Annotated in this window: 24 protein-coding genes; 14 read left to right on the top strand and 10 right to left on the bottom strand. The window is 48.3% G+C overall.

Features of this window, described 5'->3' with window-relative positions; genetic code table 11:
- Positions 1-352 precede the first annotated feature (352 nt).
- Genes ABDZ76_RS11495 through ABDZ76_RS11475 form a run of 5 tightly spaced genes read right to left on the bottom strand, consistent with a single transcriptional unit; the run spans position 353 to position 4,002 of the window.
- Positions 353-1,153 carry an amino acid ABC transporter ATP-binding protein gene (locus ABDZ76_RS11495; protein WP_343805551.1) on the bottom strand — a complete coding sequence of 267 codons (801 nt, stop codon included), beginning with the start codon at positions 1,151-1,153 and terminating at the stop codon, positions 353-355.
- A complete protein-coding gene (locus ABDZ76_RS11490; protein ID WP_343805549.1) occupies positions 1,150-1,830 on the bottom strand; it encodes an amino acid ABC transporter permease in 681 nt (226 codons plus the stop codon). Before ABDZ76_RS11490 ends, ABDZ76_RS11495 begins: the two co-directional genes overlap by 4 nt.
- On the bottom strand, positions 1,827-2,486 hold the full coding sequence (locus tag ABDZ76_RS11485) for an amino acid ABC transporter permease (RefSeq protein WP_343805547.1): 660 nt from the start codon (positions 2,484-2,486) through the stop codon (positions 1,827-1,829). Before ABDZ76_RS11485 ends, ABDZ76_RS11490 begins: the two co-directional genes overlap by 4 nt.
- Positions 2,487-2,509: 23 nt before the next feature.
- Positions 2,510-3,328, bottom strand: coding sequence for a transporter substrate-binding domain-containing protein (locus ABDZ76_RS11480; RefSeq protein WP_343805545.1), 819 nt, complete (start codon positions 3,326-3,328; stop codon positions 2,510-2,512).
- Positions 3,329-3,384: 56 nt separating this feature from the next.
- The gene (locus ABDZ76_RS11475; RefSeq protein WP_343805543.1) at positions 3,385-4,002 is read right to left on the bottom strand and encodes a helix-turn-helix transcriptional regulator; all 618 of its coding nucleotides are present in this window, start codon (positions 4,000-4,002) and stop codon (positions 3,385-3,387) included.
- 130 nt (positions 4,003-4,132) lie between these two features.
- Between ABDZ76_RS11475 and ABDZ76_RS11470 the strand changes: the two genes are divergently transcribed.
- From ABDZ76_RS11470 to ABDZ76_RS11430, 9 genes are all read left to right on the top strand, one after another.
- Positions 4,133-5,251, top strand: coding sequence for a DUF2817 domain-containing protein (locus tag ABDZ76_RS11470; RefSeq protein WP_343805541.1), 1,119 nt, complete (start codon positions 4,133-4,135; stop codon positions 5,249-5,251).
- Positions 5,252-5,270: 19 nt separating this feature from the next.
- Entirely contained in the window at positions 5,271-6,257 is a 987-nt protein-coding gene (locus ABDZ76_RS11465; protein WP_343805539.1) for an ornithine cyclodeaminase family protein, read from the top strand.
- 19 nt (positions 6,258-6,276) lie between these two features.
- A complete protein-coding gene (locus ABDZ76_RS11460; RefSeq protein WP_343805537.1) occupies positions 6,277-7,224 on the top strand; it encodes a threonine ammonia-lyase in 948 nt (315 codons plus the stop codon).
- Positions 7,225-7,481: 257 nt separating this feature from the next.
- The gene (locus ABDZ76_RS11455; protein WP_343805535.1) at positions 7,482-8,507 is read left to right on the top strand and encodes a LacI family DNA-binding transcriptional regulator; all 1,026 of its coding nucleotides are present in this window, start codon (positions 7,482-7,484) and stop codon (positions 8,505-8,507) included.
- 91 nt (positions 8,508-8,598) lie between these two features.
- Positions 8,599-9,597: an ABC transporter substrate-binding protein gene (locus ABDZ76_RS11450; protein WP_343805533.1), complete on the top strand. Its 999-nt coding sequence runs from the start codon at positions 8,599-8,601 to the stop codon at positions 9,595-9,597.
- 89 nt (positions 9,598-9,686) lie between these two features.
- A complete protein-coding gene (locus ABDZ76_RS11445) occupies positions 9,687-10,490 on the top strand; it encodes an ABC transporter permease (RefSeq protein ID WP_343805531.1) in 804 nt (267 codons plus the stop codon).
- Positions 10,491-10,492: 2 nt separating this feature from the next.
- On the top strand, positions 10,493-11,284 hold the full coding sequence (locus tag ABDZ76_RS11440) for an ABC transporter permease (RefSeq protein ID WP_343805529.1): 792 nt from the start codon (positions 10,493-10,495) through the stop codon (positions 11,282-11,284).
- Positions 11,281-12,315: an ABC transporter ATP-binding protein gene (locus ABDZ76_RS11435; RefSeq protein ID WP_343805527.1), complete on the top strand. Its 1,035-nt coding sequence runs from the start codon at positions 11,281-11,283 to the stop codon at positions 12,313-12,315. The genes ABDZ76_RS11440 and ABDZ76_RS11435 overlap by 4 nt, the downstream gene beginning before the upstream one ends.
- Positions 12,312-13,124: a phosphodiesterase gene (locus ABDZ76_RS11430; RefSeq protein WP_343805525.1), complete on the top strand. Its 813-nt coding sequence runs from the start codon at positions 12,312-12,314 to the stop codon at positions 13,122-13,124. The genes ABDZ76_RS11435 and ABDZ76_RS11430 overlap by 4 nt, the downstream gene beginning before the upstream one ends.
- 105 nt (positions 13,125-13,229) lie before the next feature.
- Here the strand turns inward: ABDZ76_RS11430 and ABDZ76_RS11425 are convergent, their stop codons facing one another.
- Positions 13,230-14,486, bottom strand: coding sequence for an Hsp70 family protein (locus ABDZ76_RS11425; RefSeq protein WP_343805523.1), 1,257 nt, complete (start codon positions 14,484-14,486; stop codon positions 13,230-13,232).
- Positions 14,487-15,002: 516 nt separating this feature from the next.
- On the opposite strand from ABDZ76_RS11425, the gene ABDZ76_RS11420 reads away from it, so the two are divergent.
- The 5 genes from ABDZ76_RS11420 (at position 15,003) to ABDZ76_RS11400 (ending at position 22,091) form a co-directional block, all read left to right on the top strand.
- Positions 15,003-16,508 (top strand): ABC transporter substrate-binding protein, encoded by a 1,506-nt coding sequence (locus ABDZ76_RS11420; RefSeq protein WP_343805521.1) that lies wholly within the window; start codon positions 15,003-15,005, stop codon positions 16,506-16,508.
- A gap of 63 nt (positions 16,509-16,571) precedes the next feature.
- Entirely contained in the window at positions 16,572-17,519 is a 948-nt protein-coding gene (locus tag ABDZ76_RS11415; RefSeq protein WP_343805519.1) for an ABC transporter permease, read from the top strand.
- The gene (locus ABDZ76_RS11410; RefSeq protein WP_343805517.1) at positions 17,516-18,394 is read left to right on the top strand and encodes an ABC transporter permease; all 879 of its coding nucleotides are present in this window, start codon (positions 17,516-17,518) and stop codon (positions 18,392-18,394) included. The genes ABDZ76_RS11415 and ABDZ76_RS11410 overlap by 4 nt, the downstream gene beginning before the upstream one ends.
- Before the next feature lie 44 nt (positions 18,395-18,438).
- Complete coding sequence (locus ABDZ76_RS11405) at positions 18,439-20,187, top strand: gamma-glutamyltransferase family protein (protein ID WP_343805515.1); 1,749 nt, start codon at positions 18,439-18,441, stop codon at positions 20,185-20,187.
- A gap of 65 nt (positions 20,188-20,252) precedes the next feature.
- A complete protein-coding gene (locus ABDZ76_RS11400; RefSeq protein WP_343805513.1) occupies positions 20,253-22,091 on the top strand; it encodes an ABC transporter ATP-binding protein in 1,839 nt (612 codons plus the stop codon).
- Between the two features lie 110 nt (positions 22,092-22,201).
- Here the strand turns inward: ABDZ76_RS11400 and xylB are convergent, their stop codons facing one another.
- From xylB to ABDZ76_RS11380, 4 genes are all read right to left on the bottom strand, one after another.
- Positions 22,202-23,665 carry a xylulokinase gene (gene xylB / locus ABDZ76_RS11395; protein ID WP_343805511.1) on the bottom strand — a complete coding sequence of 488 codons (1,464 nt, stop codon included), beginning with the start codon at positions 23,663-23,665 and terminating at the stop codon, positions 22,202-22,204.
- A gap of 107 nt (positions 23,666-23,772) precedes the next feature.
- Positions 23,773-24,330, bottom strand: a complete 558-nt coding sequence (locus ABDZ76_RS11390) for a biotin transporter BioY (RefSeq protein ID WP_343805508.1) — start codon at positions 24,328-24,330, stop codon at positions 23,773-23,775.
- Positions 24,331-24,340: 10 nt separating this feature from the next.
- The gene (locus ABDZ76_RS11385; RefSeq protein ID WP_343805506.1) at positions 24,341-24,970 is read right to left on the bottom strand and encodes an energy-coupling factor transporter transmembrane component T family protein; all 630 of its coding nucleotides are present in this window, start codon (positions 24,968-24,970) and stop codon (positions 24,341-24,343) included.
- Complete coding sequence (locus ABDZ76_RS11380) at positions 24,967-25,644, bottom strand: energy-coupling factor ABC transporter ATP-binding protein (RefSeq protein ID WP_343805504.1); 678 nt, start codon at positions 25,642-25,644, stop codon at positions 24,967-24,969. Before ABDZ76_RS11380 ends, ABDZ76_RS11385 begins: the two co-directional genes overlap by 4 nt.
- Positions 25,645-25,688: the final 44 nt, after the last annotated feature.

Here is a 25,688-nt window from a genome sequence, read left to right as displayed (position 1 = left end):
TTCACTCGGCAATGTCACACCGAATGAGTTCGCCATAAAAATGGCTCTAGAAAAACAGGCCGCTTAAGGCCAATAGTATAACCCAAGACTCTCCTAAAAAATGGAGGAGTGTTGGGGCTCAGGTCAGGATCGCCCACCTAAAATCTGAATAGACGGATAATTAAGCGACAATTTTTGTATCCCCGCTCTGCCCACATAGCAAAAGCACGAAAACATATTTGACGCTACACGCAAATATTCTTTTATATGATACCAGCGGAATCGGCATATTTTTTTACAGAAGACAAGTTATAGGCGACCCTCAATATTGCCATGCTGTAATTAAAGTAAATTCCCCACGCAAAAACGTACATTAACTCGCCACAGGTCTGATTGTATTTCTCTCAAAATAATTGGCAAGGAAACTACGAACGCGTGGATTGTCGGAATTACTGAAAATTTCCATGGGTGATCCGACCGCAGCAATCACACCTTTGTCTGTAAAGACAACCTGATCGGCAACCTGACTGGCAAAGCCCATTTCATGCGTCACAACCACCATCGTCATGCCATCACTTGCTAAATCACGCATCACTTGCAACACCTCACCCACCAATTCAGGATCAAGTGCCGATGTTGGCTCGTCGAAAAGAATAATATGCGGATCTTGTGCTAACGCTCGCGCAATGCCGACACGCTGCTGCTGACCGCCAGAGAGAAAAGCCGGATATTTCATCATATGATCAACAAGTCCGACTTTAACCAAAGCCTGACGTGCTTTTGCTTCTGCCGCCTCTTTTGAAAGCTTGTTGACCAGTCTAAGCGGCATAGCAACATTATTAAGCACAGATAAGTGCGGCCACAGATTAAACTGCTGAAAGACAAAGCCAAGCTTTTCCCGCGCTTTATTGACTTCCAATGCTGTGCAGGCCCGCCTTGATGCGCCTTCACCAACAAAGCCAAGTGGCTGGCCTTCAATCAGAATAGAACCCGCATCAAACTCGGTTAAAAATGCCATGCACCGCAACAAGGTCGATTTACCGGACCCCGATGGGCCGATGATGCAGGTAACATTGGAACGGGGAATATCTAGATCAATATCTGCGAGAACCTGATGATCGCCAAAGCTCTTTTGCAAGCCGCGGATTTCAATAGCGTTTTGTCCGTTTTTCATACGATCTTTCCTTGCGCAGGTAAAAGATGTCTTTGCATATGCCGCTCTACTTTGGCTCCAACCCATGTGGTTAATCCAACAAGCGCCCAATAACAAAGAACCAAGGTGAGCAAAGTTTCGACATAAGTAAATGTTGCAGAGCCAATGCCCGAAAGCACGGCTGTAATGTCGGGCACCGTCATCACTGACAAGATGGCCGTTTCTTTGCTCATAACAATAAACATACCGATGAGTGCAGGTGTGATTGTCACCATCATCTGCGGCAGCTGAATATGGCAAAGAATTTGAAACTCACTCAGACCGCAAATCCGGCCGGCTTCAGCTTGTCCGACATGCACCGCTGCAAAGCCTGCACGAAAAATTTCTGTAAAGTAAGCAGCAGAGTAAAGCGCAAGCCCCAGCACTCCCGCCACTTCTGCGCTCAGCATCAGGCCAATCAATGGGCCACCATAATAAAGCAAGAATATCTGCACCAAAAAGGGCGTGCCGCGAAAAATAGACTGATACACACTCACCAATAAACGAATTTGCCAGTGGCGCGATGTTTGCAAAAGCGCAAGCAGAAAGCCAAGCGCCATACCTGCAACCGTACCAACCAGCCACAAAATAATTGTCAGACGCAGGCCAGCCAGAATTTGTGGCAAATTATCCGTGATGATCGCAAAGTTGAAACTCATGACAACCTCTCCCTTGCATAGCGGCTAATCAGTAAATCACCTGCAAGTGTGACAATGGTTGTCATTACCCAGTAAAGTGCAGCGGCAATCAGCAATGCTTCCAGCGGACGAAAATAAGAGTTGCCAACATTTTGTGCCACGCGTGTCAGCTCCAAAATGCCGACCGTCGAGATCAAAGAGGTACCTTTGATCATAATCGTTGCTTCATTAACGAGTGCCGGAAATGTCAGTCGTAGTGCTTGCGGCAGTTTTATGTAACGAAAAATTTGCCATTCACTCAAGCCGGCAATGCGTCCGGCTTCAATCTGTCCATGTGGCACACCGGCAAATCCACCGCGTAAAATCTCTGCCTGATAAGCCGCCGTGCAAACTGTCAGAGATAATAAGGCCGAAGCTTCTGGCGTCAGACTAATGCCGATGAAAGGCAAAATGTTAAACACAACCAGCAAGACAACCAGCAGTGGCGTGGCACGAATAATATTAATGTATAGTTTTGCAGGAAAGGACACTGCAAACCTCTCGGAAATTCTCGCCCGACAGATCATTACACCGAGCAAAAAGCCGAAAAAAAGACAACCAACAGCGTATAGAACCGAAGTCCATGCCCCCTGTAAAAACAGGGGGAACTCGTTCCAAGCTCCTGAAAAATCCAGCATGGCAGTGCCCTCCCACTTACAACTTACATGTCTGGGTCAGGCAGTGTGTGCGGCAGCTCCATTGTCACAGTAAACCATTTACGCTGCAGGTCATCCATGCGGCCATCCTGAATGGTTTTCAAAATTGCAGCATCAATTGCTTCCATCAATGCACGCGAGTTTTCATCCTTACGACCAAGATAGCTGAACCATGCCATCGGACCGATTGCAGGTTTTAAAATCTCAAACATGCCTTCGCGCAGTTTGGCTGCGTAATAAAGGTTGGTGGATTGCGCAACAACCCCATCCAGACGTCCGGCAACCATATCGGCATAGGCCTGATTATTGTCGCTATAATCACGAACGGTTATGTTTTTACCTTCACCGAATTCACGGATTTTTGCAGCTGAAACAGTTTCGCGCTGGGCACCAAATGTCTTACCTTCAATATCATCCGGCGATTTAAAATCAGTGTTTTTCGCTAATTTCATAATCGAAATAGCACCACCGGAAATTGGCAGGTTGAAGTAATATTTTTCCAGACGCGCTTTGGTCAAAGTATTAGGACCGGCAACCATGTCAAATTTACCAGCTTCAAGACCTGGCAGTACATTGCTCCATGGCAGATCAATAAATCTGACTTTTACGCCGAGTTCTTTACCGATTTCAGCAAAAAGATCCGAGTTGAAACCAACCTGTTTGCCATTTTCGATGAAATCGAATGGCGGAAACTGCAGTTCAGTTCCCACAACCAGCTCACCACGCTCTTTAACGGCCGCAAGCAAATCTTTTTCCTGCGCTATAGCAGGAATCGTTAATGCTGCAGCAATAGTAATTGCTCCGATTAATTTCTTCAAAAGCATATGCACTCCCCCTTTTATTATTAATATGTCTATACTTTATCCATAGACTCAAAGTGTCAATCACTTAATCTTATGTTTTTAAGTATAGTGTATATAGTAGATCTTGATAATCGCAGCATGTAGGTAACATGCGGCATCGCTCCGCGCATATCAAATATTCCTGCCTCATCCAAAAGTCTTATAACTGAGACATGATCTTCCCGCCGCATCGCTGTTTCCGTCATCTTATGAGCGGCGAGATAGGCAGCGAGTATTGTGTTCGCCATTTCTTTCCACTCAGGCTTAAAGAGTTCAGAAGTCAAAACGGGAGCAGGCGAAAACTCAATCAACTGGCGGATGAATGCCACTGCTCCTTCAAAGGCCGAAATATCAAGATTGATACAAAGCAGACCAACAGGCCTCGATGTATCATCACGTAAAACAGCAGTTACAGAGCGAAGCTGGCGCCTGTCCCAGTTTGTCTTACGATAAGGGCCAATAACCGTCGCCTCCAATGATGAAGCAATATCGACTTCAGTCATTGAGTTGGCGCCCGCCTGACGGCTCGACAGCGGATTAACTATATGCCTGATTTTCGCGGTTTCCAGATCATGGATCACGACTTCTGCATGCGGTCTGAGCAATGCCGCAACAGCCTCAGCAACAGGCAGATATTTATCCAGTTCATGTGTCATAAATACATAAAAAGTCTAAGCTGGACATTTTGTCAATTAAAAATTTGACATCATTTCATAACGGGATGTATTAATATTTTAGACTCTATGTCCAGCTTGTACAATTAGTCTTAAAAAGCGGAAAAGCACCATGGATAAGAATGCAAACAGGCCAGAATGGGAAACTGTCTTTTCATCTGGTTTTACTGAAGCGCGCAGTAAATTTCTCCATGCAGCCAGAATGGCAAATGCAAAACAGCTGGAAGGATTTAATCATCCTTTGAATGGCCCAGAAGGCGAATTTCTTGCATGTGACGTAGCATTATTTGGCAGCCGTACTGCAAAAAATATGATTGTCACCATTTCCGGCCTCCACGGCGTTGAAGGTTGGGCGGGCGCTGCCTGCCAGCTTGCCTGGTGTCGTGACCATCAATCAGTAACACTTCCTGATGATGTCGCTATTTTACATATTCACGCTATTAATCCATGGGGCATGGCATGGGATCGCCGGCAGCAGGAAGATAACATCGATCTCAATCGTCATTTTGTTGACTTTAGCAATTTGCCAGACAACAGCGAATATGCAGCTTATGTTGATGCTGTGATGTGTCCTGATACAGACCAAGCTGCACGCAAAGCAGCGAATGAAAAACTTGCAGATTTCCTCAAGCAAGCCGGCCGCAAGCATTATGGTATGGTTCTGCAAGGCGGACAATATCAATATCCTGAAGCGCCTTCTTTCGGTGGAACCGAACCAAGCTGGAGCTATCACTGCCTCAACCAAATTTTGCAAACCTACTGTAAAAAAGCCGAAAGAATTGTCGTTTGCGACTTTCATACAGGCTACGGCCCTTATGGCTATGGTATTCCGCTTTGGCATTTGGAAGGCGGAGCGCAATTGGACAAAGCCAAATATTTGTTTGGCCCCTCCCTTGAAGCACCGCTTGGCAGCGAGGGTGCTGAAGATGAATTTATTCAGCATGGTCATCTCTATGGCCACATCATCGCGCAGCTGCCTGGTCAGGATGTTATTCCAATGTGCTTTGAGTTTGGCGGCGCGACCCTGCGCCCAGGCCAGCGCGCCTTGTTAGAACGTGCCGATGCACTGATGTGGCGCGACCGTAACCCATTAGAGCCAGAAACCCGTGAAGCACGTAAAATATGGCGCGAAATTCATGTTCCTGATCGTTCCGACTGGCGGGAAATGGTCTGGTCGCGCGGCAGGCAAGTCTTGCGTGAGTTGACTGAGCGCATCACAAAGATAGTTTAAACAGCAGGAGCAGCACATAGTGAATTTGCAGATCATTGATCGTCAATTGGTGCGGCAACTTCTGCCCATGAAGACATGTATTGAACTGATGAAAACGGCAATGGCGCAAACAGCATCAGGGTCAACATGCCAACCACCCCGCTGGATTATCGCCTTGCCCTCCGGCGAAGGACGTGGCTTTGGCTTGATGCCCGGCGCTATGCGTTCTCCTGATGTTTTTGGTGCCAAGCTGACAGCTGTCTATCCGGAAAATGGGGCAAAGGGATTACAATCCCATCAAGGCGCCATCGTACTTTTTGATGCAATCATTGGCGCCCCGGTAGCAGTCGTTCATGGCGGCGAAGTAACGGCTATTCGAACCGCTGCCGCATCTGCGCTGGCAACGCAAATATTATCTGCACCCGATGCCGGTGATCTCGCAATTTTAGGTTGTGGCGAACAAGCCCGAGAACATCTCGTCGCGATGGCATGTGTTCGCAAATTACGCAGAGTGCGTATCTGGGGACGCAATCCAGAAAGAGCACTAAAATTTGCACATGAAAATACAGAGCTTAGCCCTGTACCCATTGAAGTCTGCAAAACGGTTAACACTGCCGTTCATCAGGCTGATCTCATCTGCACTGTTACAGCAGCTGATACACCTGTGCTGACAAGTGCCGATGTTGCTGATGGCGCTCATATTAATGTCGTTGGCTCATCCATTGCCGCAGCCGCCGAAATTGACAACCAATTGGTAAAGCGCGCTCGTTTCTTTGTTGATTTCCGCCCTTCCGCGCTTCAACAGGCAGGCGAATTTCTTGCAGCCAAAACTGCAGGACTTGTGACAGATGATCATATTCTGGCTGAAATTGGCCAAGTATTGAACAAGCAGCATGCAGGCAGACAAACGGCTGATGAAGTTACGATCTATAAATCACTCGGTATTCCGGCCGAAGATCTAACCTGCGCAAATTATTTATATCAAACCGCTGTCGAGCGTGGCCTTGGAGCGCGCGTTCCGTTCTGATGAGATTAAAGGGGCTAAAATGATAAAAATTAAAGATTTAAACGAAGCACGCGCGGCAATCACACCCTATATTCACCGCACACCATTGTGGCACTCACGCTATCTCTCATCTTTGCTGGGGCGCGAAACATGGGTAAAGGCAGAGCTCTTCCAGCGCACAGGCTCTTATAAACCACGCGGTATGTTGTGGGCGATGATGCAACTGCCGCCGGAAGCTGCTGCGCGCGGCACAATAACTTTTTCAGCCGGAAATGCAGCGCAAGGTCTGGCCTATGCAGGCGGCGTACTTGGCATCGCAAGCACAGTTGTCATGGCTGCAAGTGCCAACCCAACCAAGGTTGCAGCAACCAAAAGCTATGGCGCGCAAGTGATCCTGCATGGCACACCGCAAGAAGCAGCGCAATTCTGCCTCGACCATGCTGAGCGTGAAGGCCTCACTTATATTTCAAGTTATGACAATGATGATCTGATGACAGGTCACGCATCCCTTGGCCTTGAGATTTTCGAAGACCTGCCTGATGTGGCTGACATCGTCATGGGCATTGGCGGCGGCGGCATGTCCGGCGGTATCGCAAAAGCAGCAATTGCACAAAACCACGCTGTACGTCTTTGGGGTGTCGAACCGGAAGGTGCCGCTGCTATGTCGCAAAGCCTTACAAGCGGTAAAGCTGTCCGGTTGCCGGTTGTTTCTACCATAGCAGATGGATTAGCAGCGCCTTCCGCAGGCGAACTCTGTTTTGATCTGATTAAAGAACGCTTTGAAACAGTTCATTTAGTCAATGATGAGCAGATTATTGAGGCTATGAAGATTTTAATGTCCCGACTGAAGATCATGCCGGAACCAGCTGCCTGCGCGGGACTTGCTGCAGCTCTTGCACAGCCAGAAATAACAAAGGGTGATGGCCCGCTTGTTTTAGTGATTTCAGGCGGCAATCTGGATTTGAACGCATTGAAAAACTGGCTTTGAGCAAAATTTATCCGCGTTTATGAATATCTCAGGCGGGAGTAACCTGCCTGAGATGTTTTGCTGTTTCACCTACTAAAACAGCAAAACCTTATCAGTATCCCACACTAAAGCTGACGTTAAATTTCCCAAATATCAGCTTTCATGTGTGTTTTCACACCTTTCCACTCATGATTATCGATCAAAAGGCCAAAGTGATGACAGCCTCTTGACAGAAACCAAATAAAAATGGAAACGTTTCCAAAACGGGAAAGGCCGATATGGAAGACGCAAGCCGTCATCACGAAGCGACGATAAAAGACGTAGCGCATTTGGCGGGTTGTGGAATTGCGTCCGTAAGCCGGGTGGTCAATAATAAGGGGCAGGTCAGCCCCCAACTCCGTGCAAAAGTGCTCAAAGCCGCCGCAGAGCTGGGCTTTGAAATATCTGATCTTGGCCGCTCACTGCGAAGCCGTAAAACACAAACAATCGGATGTGTTGTCCCTTCTATCTCCAATCCTGTTTATTCAGCAGCTGTGCAAGGCATACAAGATGTTGCGGTCGAAAACGGCCAGCAACTTTTGCTGTCATGCAGTAATTATGATCCGGAGCAGGAACTCAAAGCAGTCCGCAACCTTATTTCTAAACGTGTGGATGCGATGGTGCTGACCGTTTCGGATGCACAGAATTCTGCTGCCTTAGATTTATTACGCAGCCGCGGCCTGCCCTATCGATTACTATTTAACAGCGGGCCGGACCTCTCTTTGGATTGCGGCGTTGACAATTATGAAGCTGCCAGACATGTCGGGCAAGCTTTCAGCAAAATGGGGCATCAACATCTGGGTTATGTCGCCCTAAGGCTCAACCGCTCTGATCGCTCAGCACAACGTTTGAGCGGATTGAAGGCTGCCTGTGAAGCATTAATGCTTGCAGAACCTGCTATTCTAGAAGTTGACGAGAATAGCGTTTTTCTGACGACGCAACTCCAAACATTTCTCAATAATCATCCGGAAATCACCGGTATTTTTGCCTCCAATGACCAGCTGGCAATCGCTATAATTGCGACCTTACGTCAGCTCGGCAAAAAAGTTCCTCAAGATATTTCGATCATTGGTTTTGATGGAATTGATTTTGGCCTGATGATGGAGCCCACTTTGGCAACGATTGTCACATATCCGTATGAAATGGGACGTAATGTGGCCGGATTGGTTCAGGCTGAACAGAATAATACGACACAGTCATTTAGCCCGATTGAAGTGGGCTTTGAGTACAGGCCCGGGGGGAGCCTGGGTCCGGTGTCGTATTAAACATTCCCCTTTATCCAGGCGCCGGCAAAAAAGCTGCAACTTCTCTGCCGGCAAAATCCCTGCCCAAATATAAAATGGTGGATCAGAGACTATGAAGAAACATATATTTACCTTAGCACTGGTTGCAAGTACTTATAGCATACCTGCACAAGCAGAACCGGCAGTTTGCTACAATTGCCCGCCACAATGGGCGGATTGGGCAACAATGCTGAAAGCAATCGACAAAAATCTGGACATCCAGATCCCGCTCGACAACAAAAACTCCGGTCAGGCACTTAGCCAAATTCTTGCCGAACGTGGCAGCCCGGTTGCTGATGTAGTATATTACGGCATAACCGGCGGAACCACTGCCAAACGCGAAGGCGTCGTCGAGCCATATAAACCTGCAAAAATTGAAGATGTACCTGAAGGCCTCAAAGATCCGGAAGGTAACTGGTTTGCAGTCCATTATGGAACAATCGGCTTTTTTGTAAATGTGGATGCCCTCGGTGGCGCACCAGTTCCACAATGCTACGCAGACCTGCTTAAACCGGAATATAAGGGCATGGTTGGTTACCTAGATCCGTCATCCGCTTTTGCCGGTTATGCTGCTGCAATCGCGGTCAATCACGGTATGGGCGGCGATCTCAAGAACTTTGATCCGGTCATCAATTATTTCCGCGAATTGCAAGCCAATCGTCCGATTGTACCAAAGCAGACAGCCTATGCACGCGTTGTTTCCGGCGAAATGTCCATTTTGTTTGATTATGATTTCAACGCTTATCGTGCAAAATACGAAGAAGATGGCAATTTTGAATTTGTCATTCCGTGCGAAGGCACCATCAGTGTGCCATATGTCATGAGCCTTGTTAAAAATGCACCACATCCGGAAGCTGCCAAGAAAGTGCTCGATTATGTACTTTCTGATGAAGGTCAGCAAATCTGGGCAAATGCCTATTTGAAGCCGTCCCGTCCAGTTGAACTCCCTAAAGACGTATCAGACCGCTTCCTGCCAGCCTCTGAATATGAGCGCGCGGCATCGGTTGATTATGATGCACTGGAAGCAGCACAAGCCCCGTTGGGTGAACGTTATCTCAACGAAGTGCGATAATAACTCAGGTCTTGGCCAATATAACCGGTGAGCATGGCTTACCGGTTATAATGTCGGACGTTCCATCTTTGAAACTCAGGAAACCCAACATGAACACGCGTTTGTTCGTGCAGCTGTGTTTTTTGCCGCTGTTCATATTTACGCTGGCGTTTCTCGCTCTGCCGCTCACAAGGCTGGTAATGAGCGCAGGCTCCAGTGATGCCGGATGGGGTATCTTTTGGCAAATTCTCACTACGCCTAGATATATATCCGCCCTCATGCAAACGGTCGTTGTCTCGCTTGCAACGACAGTTGCCGCTTTAACGATTTCCACGACTGTCGGATTATTTCTTGCCCGCAATCAGTTCCGCGGACGAGGACTAATATTATCCGTTTTGACATTGCCCCTCGCCTTCCCTGGTGTGGTGATCGGCTTTCTAATCATTCTGCTAGGTGGTCGTCAGGGTTTATTTGCCCAGATTACATCGGGTGAAGTTATTTTTGCTTATACGATGTTTGGCCTCTTTCTTGGTTACTTGTATTTTTCCATACCGCGCGTTCTCTTAACCGTGATGGCCGCAACCGAAAAATTAGACCGTTCGCTGGAAGAAGCAGCCCGCTCGTTAGGTGCAGGGTCTTTTCAAGTGATCCGCGATGTGATTTTGCCGGGATTAATGCCGTCACTGATCGCTGCTGGCGCCATCGCTTTTGCAACAGCGATGGGGGCTTTTGGTACAGCATTCACACTCGCCACCGATATCGATGTGCTGCCGATGGTGATCTACACCGAGTTCACTCTGTCTGCCAATATTGCGATGGCTTCGGCTCTTTCCATTCTGCTTGGTTTGGTAACATGGATCATGCTTTTGGTTGCACGTAGCATTTCCGGCGCAAGCGTTGCTGGTGGAGGTTGATCATGCGAATTTCATTCACACGTATAGCCCAGCTTGCAGTCACCATCGTAACCTGTGCCTTTTTATTGGTGCCGACTTTCCAATCGGTTCTAACCGGTGTCACGGCTAATTATTTTCGCGGCATCAGTTCCGGATTAACGCTCAAATGGGTGCAGCAGGTTCTTGATCTCTATCTCGACAGTATCTTTCTTTCGATATGGCTGGCCATTGCCTGTTTGATCTGCACCTTGATTATCGGCATTCCGGCAGCCTACGGACTTGCCCGTAATCCAGGCCGGATGTCCCGTATTTTGGAAGAGTTTATTTCCTTGCCGCTTGCCGTTCCAGGCCTTGCCTTGGCACTCGCTCTTTTGCAGGTCTATGGCACGATGACAGGCTTTAGAACGTCATGGACATTTATTCTGGTAGGGCATGTGCTTTACACATTGCCTTTCATGGTGCGTTCTGTTTTGGCAGTTTTTGCCGCCATGGATTTGAAAACATTAGAAGAAGGTGCAGCTTCCCTCGGTGCTTCACCATGGCGTCGGTTCTGTGATGTTATTGTGCCCAATGCGATGCCCGGTATCTTGGCAGGTTCCCTCACAGTGGTAACACTGTCTATTGGCGAATTTAACCTGACCTGGATGTTGCACACCCCTTATTTAAAGACACTGCCTGTAGGTCTTGCTGATGCATACGCCTCCATGCGACTTGAAGTTGCTTCTGCCTACACGCTGGTCTTTTTCATCATCATTGTCCCCCTGCTCATGGCCATGCAATGGGCGAGCGCACGAGCGCAGAGGATTGCGAAATGACGCTTACACTTAAAAATGGCTCCAAAACTTATCCCGATGGTACAGTGGCGCTAATACCGACCGATCTGCATGTGCAACCGGGCGAAATTATTTCACTGCTCGGCCCATCCGGTTGTGGCAAAACTACACTTTTGCGTTTGGTGGCTGGCTTGGAGCGCCCTGATAAAGGCGCCGAAATTTGGTTTGGTGAAGACAATGTTACCGATTACCCCGTTGAAAAACGTAAAATCGGGATGGTTTTCCAGTCTTACGCATTGTTTCCCAATATGTCGGTACGCAGAAACATTGCCTATGGCTTGAAAATGCAAAAACTGCCTCAAGCAGAAATAGACCGTCGTGTTGATGAAGTTTTAAGCCTTTGCAGGCTGGAGCCTTATGCTGACCGGGCAATCACGGCTCTATCCGGCGGTCAGCGTCAGCGCGTAGCATTGGCGCGTGCATTTGCACCGCGTCCACGCATTCTTTTGCTGGATGAGCCGCTTTCTGCACTGGACGCAGCACTGCGTGATCAACTTCGTGATGAATTGGCCGGATTACTTCGCAGTTTTAAAATCACTGCAATTTTCGTGACCCATGATCAAGATGAGGCCATGGCAATTGCTGACCGTGTCGTGGTCATGTCGCATGGCCGCATTATGCAGATCGGCACACCGGAAGAACTATATCGCAATCCTAAATCCCGCTTCGTTGCTGAATTTGTCGGCCATGCCATGGAACTTTCCGGCAAAGCCGATGGCCGTCGCTTTGTGACTGAAGGCGGGACACTCGAGCTATCGGAAGATGGAACTGACAAGTCAGTTTTCGTCCGAGCGGAAGATGTACGTATTGATCCGCAAGGATCGCTCACAGCCAAGGTTGAAGGCGTAACATTTTTGGGGACGCATTACCGCCTCACATTATCCGGTTTAGGAAGAGAGCGGCTTTACGGGCAGCATTTTGGTCAAAGTGCTCCATCTGTCGGCGATGACGTGAAAATATCAATCAACCCGTCTGCGCTGATGTTATTGCCCAAGGAAGCGAATGCAGAATGACACGTATTATTCAACTCTCCGATCCGCATATCGTCCCTGAGGGCACGCTTTGTTATGGTGTCGTTGACACAGGTAAAGCACTCCAACAAGCCGTGGCAACCATCAACAGAAACCTCCCTCTTTGGGGCAAGGTTGATATGGTGATTGTTACCGGTGACATTACCGACTTCGGTACAGCGGAAGAATATGCACGTTTTCGCTCCATCATGGCTGATTTAGCTTTACCGGTTCGCGTGGTTCCGGGAAATCATGATTTACGCGAAAACATGCGTACGGCTTTTCAAGATCAGGATTGGATGCCTGAAAGCGGAGGTATCAACTGGTCGGCGGAATTCAGTGACTTCGGCCTAATATGTCTGGACACGCTGGTTGAAGGCCACCATCATGGTGAACTGCAACCCGATGCACTTGCATTCTTATCCGACACTTTAAAAAATCTGGGCAGTAAACCTGTTGTTGTCGGTATGCATCATCCGCCATTCAACACTGGCATTATCCCTATGGATATCAATAATCTGCGCGATAGTGCTGAGCTTTCAAAAATTATTGAGAGTCATCCGGCAGAAGTGCGCCTCGTTTGTGGTCATGTTCATCGTTCAGTCACACGTTCTTTTGGGAAGGCAATTGGTCTTATCGCACCGGGAACATCCCATACTGTGACGATTGATCAGCGTGTCGAAAACCCGCACACTTTGAGCTTGGAGCCTGGTGCCTTCATGATGCATGAATGGCGTGACGATGGTATTGTCTCACATATTATCGCAGGCAATTACTCTGATGAGCGCCATCCTTTTACGACGCCTGTTTAATATACATGGATTGCGGCATGAAATAAAACGTGCCGCAACCCAAAATTTCTTTATTGCTTAATAAGAATTATCTGGTGTTTCTATAAGCTTCACCAATAAAAATACTTATCTAAATTTACGTGATGCGTCCAAGGCAAGCCCAAGCCCGACACTACCAAACATATCACCTTCCACCACTTTAACATCCGGCATTAAATGCAAGATATTTTGCCTGACACTTTCAATGGCAGTGGAACCACCAGTCAAAAACACCGTATCAATTTCAGACGGTTTAATACCTGCATCCGATAATGTTTTGGTGACTGTATCGCCAATTTTAACAACGGCCCGCTCAATGGAAAGGTTCAAATCCGCTTGGCTAACCGGAATATTCAAACGCTCTTCTGATAATTCCAGCGCAATATTGGTTTCAGTTTCATCAGTCAGTGAAACCTTGGCCTTCTCAACGCAACCAGCTAGCGCATGACCTTGCTTTTCATTAACGATGTCAATCATTCGATCCAGCAATTCAGGTTTTGCCGCCTCATAGCGCATCTCCCGCAAGTCTGATTTTGCTTTATTGGAATAGAGCAGATTAATACGGTGCCATGTCGCAAGATCAATAAAGTAACTCACCGGCAGATTGCGTTTGCCGTCTTTCGTCAGTGTTTGATAGCCCAGCTCAGGCATGACATGAGCCAGACTAAACAGCCGGTCAAAATCAGTTCCGCCGATATGAACACCAGTATTAGCCAGAATATCGCCTTTACGATCTGACGCGCCGGCACGATCCGGTGAAACGCGAATAATCGAAAAGTCAGAAGTACCACCACCAATATCCGCGATCAGTGCAAGCTCTTCTTTTTTTACGCTCTGCTCATAATTCAGCGCTGCCGCAATCGGCTCGAACTGAAAGGCAATTTCTTTGAACCCTTGTTCACGGGCAATCGCCTCCAATTGGTCTTGCGCGGACTGATCCGCTGTCTCATTACCATCAACAAAATAAACCGGACGACCGAAAACAACATGTTCAACATTGCCGCCTTGCGCATGATCAAGATGGGATTTCAGATGACCGATAAATTCACCCAGAATATCGGTGAATGCCATCGAACGCGCTTTAACCTGCGTTTTTGTGTTGATCAATGACGTGCCCAGCACGCTTTTCAGCGCCCGCATCAAACGACCATCAACATTTTCCATATATTCAGAAATAGCGTGGCGGCCATAATAGGTCTGGTTATCTTCAAAATTATAAAAAATCGCGCTTGGCAGCGTCACTTGACCTTTTTCCAGAGCAACCAGCTGCGGCGTACCGTTTTTTACAATTCCAACGGTCGAATTAGACGTACCAAAGTCGATACCACCGATCAGCGCATTCATGGCTTATCCTAGCTCAATTTAATTGCTCAAATATTTGCGAAAGAGGGAAATCACATTTGAATAAATATAAGTCAATGCTGCATTACTGATAAAAGAAATAAAGACATAAGTTTAAATTATCGCATTGATTATATTAATAAAAAAGAACACCTCAGGCAAGATGTTCATACGACTATCGTATTAATTGCCTAATATGATTCTGTAACTTAGCCTCTTTTAGGCAAAAGAGCGGAAAACGCTCATCGCTCCATGAGCAAGGAGCGACCGGGGGAGGAAGTAAATATAAATATAGCTAGGCTTATCGTAAACCCAGCCACGCGACAGGTATCTTCAACGCGCAATTTTCATGCGCTGGATGACTTACCCACGCAATTTCTCCCAAAGAATTCGTTAAACATCTTGTTTATATATAAGAATCTGCTCAAAAGACATAATAACAGCACTATGCCCTTACGGGGCTGAGTATGGCTTTCTCGAGTCCTGCTCATAAATTCATGATTTAACAAGGAGAATGCCATGACCCGCAAAGCTATTATAGCTGCATTGCTCGCCACGGTTGTTTCGGCTGGCGCCGCCCATGCGAAAGATATTCGTATCGGCCTCAATGAGGACCCGGATTCTCTTGATCCTGTGCGCTCCCGTACATTTGTTTCCTCAATTGTTTATGAACCGCTTTGCAATCGTCTGTTCAATACAGATGAAAAGATGCAGATCATTCCGGAACTTGCGACCGAGTGGAAATGGTCTGATGATGGCCGTCAGCTGGTTATGCAATTACGTCAAGGCGTTCTGCACCACGACAAAACACCTTTCAATGCAGATTCAGCGCGCCGCGTTCTTGAACGCAATATGAATTTCGAACTGTCCAATCGTAAGGCAGAACTTGCCTCCATTGAAAAAGTGGAAGCAACTGGCGAACATGAGCTGACCATTACGCTGAAGGCGCCTGATGTCACGCTTATTGCCCAGCTTGCTCACCATGCGGGTCGTATGTATTCACCAGATGCTGCTGATGCAGCAGGTGAAAACTTTGGTCAGAAGCCGGTTTGCACAGGCCCCTACTCTTTTGTCAGCCGCGTTGAAGGCGACCGTATCGTTCTGGAAAAATTCCCTGAATATTGGGAAGCAGACAAATATAATTATGACCGCGTTATCCTGATGCCAATTCCGGACACCACTGTTCGTTTGGCTAACGTTCGCGCCGGTGACCTGGATATCGTAGAGCGCACCGCGCCTTCCGATGTGCCGTCCATCCGTACCGATGACCGTTTGCAGCTTTTTGAAGTTGCCAATATTGGCTATCAGGGCATCATGATTAATGTCGGCAATGGCCCGCGTGCAGAAAAACCTTTGGGTGCTAACCCGTTGGTACGTCAGGCACTTTCTTTGGCAATTGACCGTGAAGCTCTCAATCAGGTTGTTTTTGAAGGCCTTTATGTACCCGGCAATCAGTGGGCTGCCCCAGGCAGCGCATGGTATGATGAAAAATTCCCTGTTCCTGCACGTGATGTTGAAAAAGCCAAACAGCTTCTTGCTGAAGCTGGTGTAGAACTGCCGCTCAATATTGAAATGTCAACCGGCAACGATCCTGTTTCACAGCAGCGTGGTCAGGTCATTCAGGCGATGGCTGCTGAAGCTGGCTTCAACATTTCACTGCGCACTTCTGAATTTGCAACCATGCTTTCAGAAAATGCTGCCGGTAATTTCGACATGTCCTTGCAGGGCTGGTCAGGCCGTATTGATCCGGATGCCAACATCCATTCATTCGTGCATAAAACCGGTTCAAACAATGACGTGAAATATGCCAATCCGGAAGTAGATAAGCTTCTTGATCAGGCACGTGCAGAACCAGATCCAAAAGTTCGTAAAGAACTTTACGACAAGACAACTGAAATCCTTCAGCACGATCTTCCGCTGCTTTATCTCTACCACCTGAAATATTTCTACACGGTGCGTAAAGGTATCGAAGGCTTCGTACCTTATGCTGATGGTATCATTCGTCTGCGTAATGTCTCCAACTAATAGACTACTTCGCCCGATGTTTTAAAACATCGGGCGAAGCCTTGAATTAAGGAGACGCACATCATGTTGCGCTATTTCCTCAACCGCCTTTTGGTGGCTATACCGACTTTGTTTTTGATTTCGGTATTTGTTTTCTTGCTGCAAAAGCTTCTGCCTGGTGATCCGATCCTCGTGATGGCCGGTGAAAGCCGCGACGCGGAAACGATTGCGTTCTTGCGTGAAAAATATCGCATGAATGATCCGCTGATCTGGCAATATATCTATTGGCTTAAAGATGTTTTGCATGGTGATCTCGGTACATCTTTGCGCACCGGCCTGCCGGTAACCGAACTGATCGCGCAGAAACTGCCCGTCACCATTCAGCTTGCTGTTATGGCTATGATTTTCGCAACCCTGTGCGGTATTCCTGCGGGTGTGATTTCGGCTGTGAAAAAAGGCACGGTTTGGGACTATCTGGCCAACTTTGTTGCGCTTTCCGGTTTGTCCGTCCCCAATTTCTGGCTCGGCATTATGCTGATCCTGCTTATTTCCGTCAATTTAGGCTGGCTGCCGGCATCGGGCTATGAAACACCATTCAATGATCCTTGGCGCAGTCTGCAAACCACATTAATGCCTGCTTTTGTACTTGGTACAGCCATTGCCGGATCTTTGATGCGCCATACACGTTCGGCGATGCTGAGTGTTTTGCAGCAAGATTATGTGCGCACCGCGCGCGCCAAAGGTTTGCGTGAAAAAGTTGTGATCTTGCAGCATGCTTTCCGCAATGCTCTCTTGCCGATCATTACGCTTTCCGCAGTCATGTTTGGTGAGCTTTTGGCAGGTGCTGTTCTGACTGAGCAGATCTTTACCATTCCGGGTTTTGGTAAAATGATTGTTGATGCTGTGTTCAACCGCGATTATGCCGTTGTTCAGGGCGTTGTGCTGGTAACGGCAACATCCTTTATCCTGATCAACCTCCTCGCTGATCTGCTTTATTTTGTACTTAATCCGCGCATGAGGGCAAGCCTGTGAGTACCGCAACGAAAACTGCTGCAGCCCCTGCACCGCGTCGTCATAAAAACCGTGTTTGGGCAAAGTTCAAATCCAACCGCAGTGCCGTTTTAGGCGGCATTGTTGTTATTTTCTTTATTCTTGTCGCAATTCTTGGGCCATTATTTCCCTTGGCCGATCCGATTTTGACAAGCTGGACAGCCATTCGTCAGCCGCCATCAGCCGTTCATTGGCTGGGCACAGATGAACTGGGACGCGATATATTCTCGCGCATGATTTATGGTGCAGGCGCTTCGCTTCAGGCCGGTGTTATCTCCGTGATGATTGCTGTCGCACTAGGCTTGCCGCTTGGCATGCTGGCCGGTTATTTTGGTGGCTGGACAGATCAGGTTATCGCACGCGTTACCGACGCTTTGCTTGCCATGCCATTTCTGATTATGGCCATTGCACTTGCAGCCTTTTTGGGGCCGAGCCTCACCAATGCGATGATTGCAATCGGTGTTTCTGCAATGCCCGTCTTTATCCGCCTTACCCGCGGACAGGCGATGGCGGTGAAAACCGAAGAATATGTTGATGCCGCGCGTTCCATTGGCCTCAGCCATATACGTATTATGGCGCGTTACATTTTGCCGAATATTTTTGCACCCGTTTTGGTGCAGGCAACATTGACAATCGCCAGTGCAATTATTGCTGAAGCTTCGCTTTCCTTCCTCGGCCTTGGCCAGCAGGCACCCGCACCAAGCTGGGGCTCAATGTTGGCAACAGCCAAAAACTTCCTGACACAGGCGCCGCATATGGCAATATGGCCTGGTCTGGCAATTTTCTTGGTTGTAATGGGCTTCAACCTATTGGGCGATGGATTGCGTGATGCGCTTGATCCGCGTGACAACGGCTAAAATTATTAGCTGAAAATCACATCGGAATTCTAAGGAGAATGACTATGAAAGGCGCAATTGCCTCAACTCACGATCTGGCAACCCGCGCAGGTGCAGATATTCTGGCACGCGGCGGCAATGCTTTTGACGCCGCTGTGGCTGCCGGTCTAGTCTTGCAAGTGGTAGAGCCGCATTTGAATGGCCCCGGCGGTGATCTACCTGCCATTTTATGGAAAGACGGCAAAGCACAGATTTTATGTGCGCAAGCCCCTGTTCCTGCCGGTGCTACTCTTGAGCACTACCGCAATGAAGGTCTGGAACTCATTCCGGGTGACGGCCTTTTGGCGACAGTTATTCCGGGTGCTTTTGACGGCTGGATGCTGATGCTGCGTGATCACGGCACGGTGGAATTGGCCGATGTCATGGCCGCTGCCATCAAACTTGCCGATGAAGGGCATCCGATCCTTGATCGTGCAGTTGATACAATTGCCGGTCTTGCTGATTTCTTCCGCAAACATTGGCAGGGTTCTGCTGATCTTTGGTTGCCGAATGGTGAAGCTCCGGCCAAGGGCAGCCTTTTCCGGAATACGGAACTGGCCGCAACATGGCAGCGTATTCTTAAAGAATCCGTAGGCGACAGTCGTGAAGCCCGTATTGATGCAGCACGCGATGTTTTCTACCGCGGTTTTGTGGCGGAACGCATTGGCGAGTTTTGTGCTCAAATGCAGGCCATGGATGCCAGTGGTTCAACGCATCACGGTGTTCTGACTGCCGAAGATATGGCTGGTTACAGCGCTTCTTATGAAGAGCCGCTGACCTTCCAATATCAGGGTTGGACAATTGCCAAAACCGATGCCTGGGGACAAGGTCCAGTTCTGCTGCAAACTTTGTCATTGCTGGCCGGTTATGATCTGTCATCGCTTGATCCGCTGGGCAACGAATTTGCGCATCTGGTTATCGAAGCCGAAAAACTCGCCTTTGCTGATCGTGATACCTATTATGGTGATCCGGCCAAATCACCTGTTCCGATCAAAGAAATGTTGCAGCCAGCCTATTATGAGGCGCGCCGCGCATTGATTGGCGATAAAGCAGACAACAGCCTCAATCCGGGCACACCGGAAGGCTTTGCAGATCAACGCGCCCGTATGCTTGACCTGTTTGAAAGACTAAGCCGTCCGGCAGGTGCTGTTTATGAACCGACAATGGCGCATTTGCGTCGCACACCAAGCGGCGACACTGTGCATCTTGATGTGATTGACCGCTGGGGCAATATGGTTTCGGCTACCCCGTCTGGTGGCTGGTTGCAAAGCTCACCGACCATTCCTGGTTTGGGCTTCTGCCTCAATTCACGGGCGCAAATGTTCTGGCTGGAAGAAGGTCTTCCAACATCGCTTAAACCGGGCAACCGTCCGCGCACCACATTGTCGCCAAGCCTTGGCTGGCATGAAGATGGCCGCCGTTTGAGCTTTGGTACACCAGGTGGTGATCAGCAGGATCAATGGCAGTTGTTGTTCTTCCTGCGTTATGTGCATGGCAATATGGATTTGAAATCTGCGCTTGATGCGCCGATGTTCCATTCCACACATATGCCATCAAGCTTTTATCCCCGCTCGCGTGAGCCGGGTGGTGTTGTTGCCGAAGCTGATTTGCCGCAAACAACTGTTGATGCGCTGAATGAGCGTGGCCACAAAGTTCAGGTCGTGCCGGCAGGCAGTATCGGACGTGTGAGTGCCGCCGTTTATCATCCTGACAATAAACTGGAAGCAGCCATTACCCGCCGTGGTACATATGGCGGTGCGATTGTGCTTGAATAAGCGCTAAAAAATGTCGCTCAAGGCCGTGGCAACACGGCCTTGCAAGTAACAAAAGTGAGAAGACCATGACCAACCAAGTTCAACCTGTTCTTTCAATCCGGGATCTGAAAACCTCTTTCCTCGTCGACGGCGAATGGCATGAGGTTTTGCACGGTATTTCATTTGATGTCATGCCGGGCGAAACAGTTGCAATTGTTGGTGAATCCGGTTCCGGTAAGAGTGTCACCTCACTTTCTGTTATGGGGCTTTTAAACCGTAAAGGCACACGTCTTTCAGGCTCCATCAAGCTAAACGGACGTGAGCTGATTGGCATTGATGAAGCTGAAATGCGCAAATTACGCGGTACTGAAGTCGCTATGATTTTTCAGGAGCCGATGACATCGCTCAATCCGGTTTTCACCATTGGCCGTCAAATCGGTGAAGCGCTGACAGCACATCGCACCATGTCAAAAGAAGATGTGCGCGCTGAAACAATTCGCTTGCTTGAAAAAGTGCGAATTCCCAATGCTGACAAGCGTCTTTCATCCTATCCGCATGAATTTTCAGGCGGTATGCGTCAGCGTGTGATGATTGCTATGGCGCTTGCGTCCAATCCGAAGCTGCTCATTGCCGATGAGCCAACCACTGCCCTGGACGTGACCATTCAGGGGCAAATTCTTGACCTGATCAAAACACTTCAGGAAGAAGAGCATATGGCTGTGCTCTTCATTACCCATGATATGGGGGTGGTGGCTGAGGTGTCTGATCGCACCGTTGTGATGTTCCGCGGTAATGCGGTTGAAAGCGGCCCGACTGAACAGATTTTTGATCATCAGGAAAACCCTTATACCCGCGCACTTCTGGCTGCGGTGCCGCGCATGGGCTCCATGACTGGTCTGCAATATCCGCAGCGTTTTGGCATTGTTGATAAAGATACCGGCATTGCAGGCGAAGCTTTGCCGCTGGATGCTCCGGTTGACATGTCAGCACCTGTTTTGCAGGTACGCAATCTTGTTACCCGCTTTGATGTAACCGGCGGCTGGTTAGGCCGTAAAACCGGTGCTGTTCACGCGGTTGAAAATGTATCTTTTGATTTGTTTAAAGGTGAGACACTGGCGCTTGTGGGTGAATCCGGTTGTGGTAAATCCACGATCGGCCGCTCCATCATGCGTTTGACCGACAGCCGCGAAGGTGAAATTTTGCTGGACGGTAAAAACGTCCGCACGATGCGCAAAAATGAACTGACAGCAATGCGCAGAAAAGTTCAGATGATCTTTCAGGATCCGTTCGCAAGTCTCAATCCGCGTATGTCGGTTGCATCAGCACTGACAGAGCCATTTCTGGCGCATGGTCTTGGCACTCGCCAGCAGGCGCGTGATAAAGCAGCAAGCCTGATGGAAAAGGTCGGTCTTTCGGCTGATATGTTGCGTCGTTATCCACATGAGTTTTCCGGTGGTCAACGCCAGCGTATTTCGATTGCCCGTGCTTTGGCGCTTGATCCTAGCATAATCATTGCGGATGAATCTGTCTCGGCTCTCGACGTTTCTATCAAAGCGCAGGTGGTTAATCTGTTGCTTGATCTGCAAGAAGAACTGGGCTTGTCCTACCTCTTCATTAGCCATGATATGGCTGTGGTTGAACGTGTCAGCCATCGTGTTGCGGTAATGTATTTGGGTGAGATCGTTGAAATCGGACCACGCGAAAGCATTTTTGCTAATCCTCAGCATCCATATACACGCAAACTGATGTCGGCGGTTCCGGTGCCAGATCCTGCACGCCGTCATATGAGCCGTGCTGTCAGCAATGATGAAATCCGCAGCCCGATCCGCCCGTTAAGCTATGTGCCGCCTGCCCGCATTTATCATGAGGTCAGCCCTGGTCATATGGTGCGTGTAGACGAAAATCAGGCAGCTCCTGCTGCCTGATATAAAACACGAATTATTTTATCTATCCGAAAAGTTCTGGATCTTCTTCCAGTATTACTGGCGGCGGCAAGAAGATGACACTCGCCTACCCATCATTCGCTAATTAGAGCCTATGTGGAAAAGTCATGAATGGACTTAAGGGCCGGATAAACCGAGCGATAATGCTGATAGGCATCTTCATAGACAGAGCGTAACTGCTCTACAGGCTCAATAATGTGTCCGGTTACGGGTGCTTTGCATACTGTAACCGGATCAAGCTTATGTGCCGCGATCATACCCAATCGCACCGCACCGAATGCTGCGCCATAATCACCATCTTGCGGCACTTCAATCGGAATACCTAAAACAGTCGCAATCGAAGCAAGCCAATAATGCGAGCGTGAACCGCCACCAATCGCAGTCACACTTTCGATAGTGGTTCCGGCCACACGCAAAGCTTCAAAATTATCGCGGATAGCAAAAGAAACGCCCTCGAGAATGGCTTGGGTCAGATCGGCACGGCTATTTCCATGTGCCAACCCGACAAAGCTTCCGCGTATCAAAGCGTCATTATGAGGGGTCCGTTCCCCCGACAGATATGGCAAAAACCGTACAAGTCCCGGTGCTTTTAAATCATCGCCTAGTTCTGCGGTCAGATCCGCAGCTTTTTTATCGTTGATTTTGGCAAACCAATTTAATGAATCCGCAGCTGATAAAATCACTCCCATTTGATGCCATGTTTGTGGCAAAGCATGGCAGAAGCTATGAACCGCACTGTCGGCATTCGGACGATATTGATCATTAGCTGCAAACAGGACGCCTGATGTGCCAAGTGAAATGAAGGCACGATTGGCCGTCACTGTGCCAACACCACAAGCAGACACTGCATTATCACCGCCACCGCCTGCAATAATCGTGCCGACCGGCAATCCCAATAATTCTGCAATCTCAGGGCGCAACCGTCCAGCCTGATCGGTTCCTTCCACCAAATCCGGCATTTGCTCAATGGTCATATCAGTCTTATCAAGAAGCTCTGACGACCATCTACGTTCAGCCGTATTCAGCCATGATGTGCCGGATGAATCCGACATATCGGATATATATTCACCCGCCAGCCAAAGTCTTAAATAGTCTTTCGGCAACAACACTTTTCGAACACGCGAAAATATTTCCGGTTCATTTTCTTTCACCCAAACCAGCTTTGGTGCTGTAAAGCCTGGAAAGACGATGTTGCCGGTAATAGTACGAAATTGCGGGTCGGCATCCAATCTTGCAGCCTGAATATGGCTTCGCGTATCATTCCACAAAATTGCCGGACGCAGCACTTCATCATTTGCGCCGAGCAATACTGCGCCATGCATCTGACCTGACAACCCAATGCCCTGCACCATTGCTAATTCACGGGCATGAGATTTCTTTAAAACTGCGAGTGCGTCTATTGTGCCCTGACACCAGTCCAACGGATTTTGCTCTGACCATCCAACCATAGGACGCGAGATAGAAAGTTCAGCAGTCGCAGAGGCAATCACGGTGTGATCGTCATTCATCAGCAGCGCTTTAATCGCCGAAGTTCCCATATCAAGACCAAGATACATAAAAAGCACTTTCTTTAATATGCGGAGCAAGCCCGCGACAGCTGAGACTTTGATCCAAGATCTTAACGTGAAAGATCGCGACTCTTTTCAAGCCTATTGGATTTCATTCACACCATCAATCGGCGGCCAAAATTTTGGAAAATGAATTGACCAATATAGGCTGCGATGGCGGCCTTAATCAGATCTCCCGGTACAAACAGCAGATCACCGATCAGTGCGTCTTTTGGTAAAAGCCCGATATAGATCACTAACCACACAACACCAAAGATATGATCGGCAATCACGCCAATCACTGCAGCAAACATCAAACCGGTAAATATCGGCCAACCCGTTTTTGTGGTTGCTGTAACTTTGCTAGCAATCAAGCCGGTTAGAAAAGCAGCTGGTAAAAAACCAACCAGATAACCTGCAGTTGGGCTAAAAAACACACCTAAACCACCACGCCCACCCGCTAAAACCGGCAAGCCAATCGCGACAAGTCCAATTAATAACAGCACTGATAGTGTGCCGCCGCGCGCACCAAGGACGACACCGGCCAGCAAAACGCCCATACTTTGCGCATGGATCGGCACTGGTATAAATGTCAGCATAATAGGCGGGATAAGCCCCAAGACAACAATGATCGCAGTAAAAAGAGCAATCATAACCAGTGACTTAGTCTGCATGTTAAATCCCTTATAGCTTTTCCTGAGGTCCGCGAATATTGCGCGCATCAATGGCATTGGCAATATCTTCCGCACTTTGCAAGGTGCCGATGACCATTGGTACAATAATCGTAGAAAGCCGTAATTTTAAACCGCGTGCACGATGCGCGTCCGCAACAGCGCGATATCGAGCCTGCACATCCGGTATAAAACGAATGACAAGCCCGATCGCCAAGCCGATATCCCGCGCATTGGCCAGACCTGTTTTCTCCAGCGGGCGGGAAAAATTCGTAATCGTATCAATAAACTGGCCAATGCTGGTGGTGACAGTCACCATTGTTGCAAACAAACTTAAACTGGCAAGACGCAGCAAAGTAATGAGTGCCGCTTCCGGGCTTATTGCAAATGCGGTCCATATAACGACCACTGCAATGGTGAGCAAAAGCACCCATGTACGCAGCCATTGCTTGAACGCGGCACGACACATGATCAAAGCACCAACAAAAACAATGCCGGCAATACCACCTAAAATGAGAAGTGAGTGGGTTGAAAAAAGCGCGATGCTCAGCAAAAATAAAGCGCAGAGTTTAATCGCTGGGCGAATTCGGTATAAAAATCCGGTTTCAACACCCGCAGTCCCACGCCCTTCGCTCATAATCATTTGGCAATCTCAAGATATCTTTCAATTGCTTTACTTGCGCAATCATCGGCTGCAATTTTGCCCTGATGAAACAAGATAACGCGCTCAAATCCATCAAGCAGCGATAAATCATGTGTTATAACAATGATATTTTCAGGCAGATCTGCAATTGCGCGCTCAACCATATTGCGATTTTTTAAATCCAGCTGGTTGGTTGGCTCATCCAAAATCACGATATCAGGCTGAGTTACAAGAACAGAAGCCAAAGCCGCAAGTTGCACTTCACCGCCCGATAATTCATGAGCGCGGCGCTCACCCAGATGCTCAATTCCCACACGTTTTAAAACATTGCCGACAGCTTGTTCAGTCTCAACTTTGCTAAGACCACGTGCTTTTAATCCAAGTGCAATATCATCTTTAATGAGAGGCAAAACAATTTGATTAGCCGGATTTTGAAAAACATAGCCAACACATTCGCGAACTTTTGCTGCATCCTGTCGTGTATCAAAACCATTGGTGGTGACACGGCCTTGATCCGGCAAAACCAAACCATTGATCATACGGGAGAAAGTCGTCTTTCCAGAACCATTAAGGCCAATAATGCCAATGCGTCTTTCCGTCAGGCGCAAGGATAAAGGTGCAAGCACTTCTCTATCTGCAAAACGTGCCGATGCCTGATGAAAAGAAATGTCCAATTTTATTCCAACTTCAAATATTCTGGAGCTTTCAAACTCTATAT

This window comes from Paenochrobactrum glaciei, from assembly GCF_039522165.1.
GTDB lineage: Bacteria > Pseudomonadota > Alphaproteobacteria > Rhizobiales > Rhizobiaceae > Paenochrobactrum > Paenochrobactrum glaciei.
The sequence above is the reverse complement of the archived record's forward strand: the minus strand, read 5'-3'. Positions and strand labels throughout refer to the sequence as shown.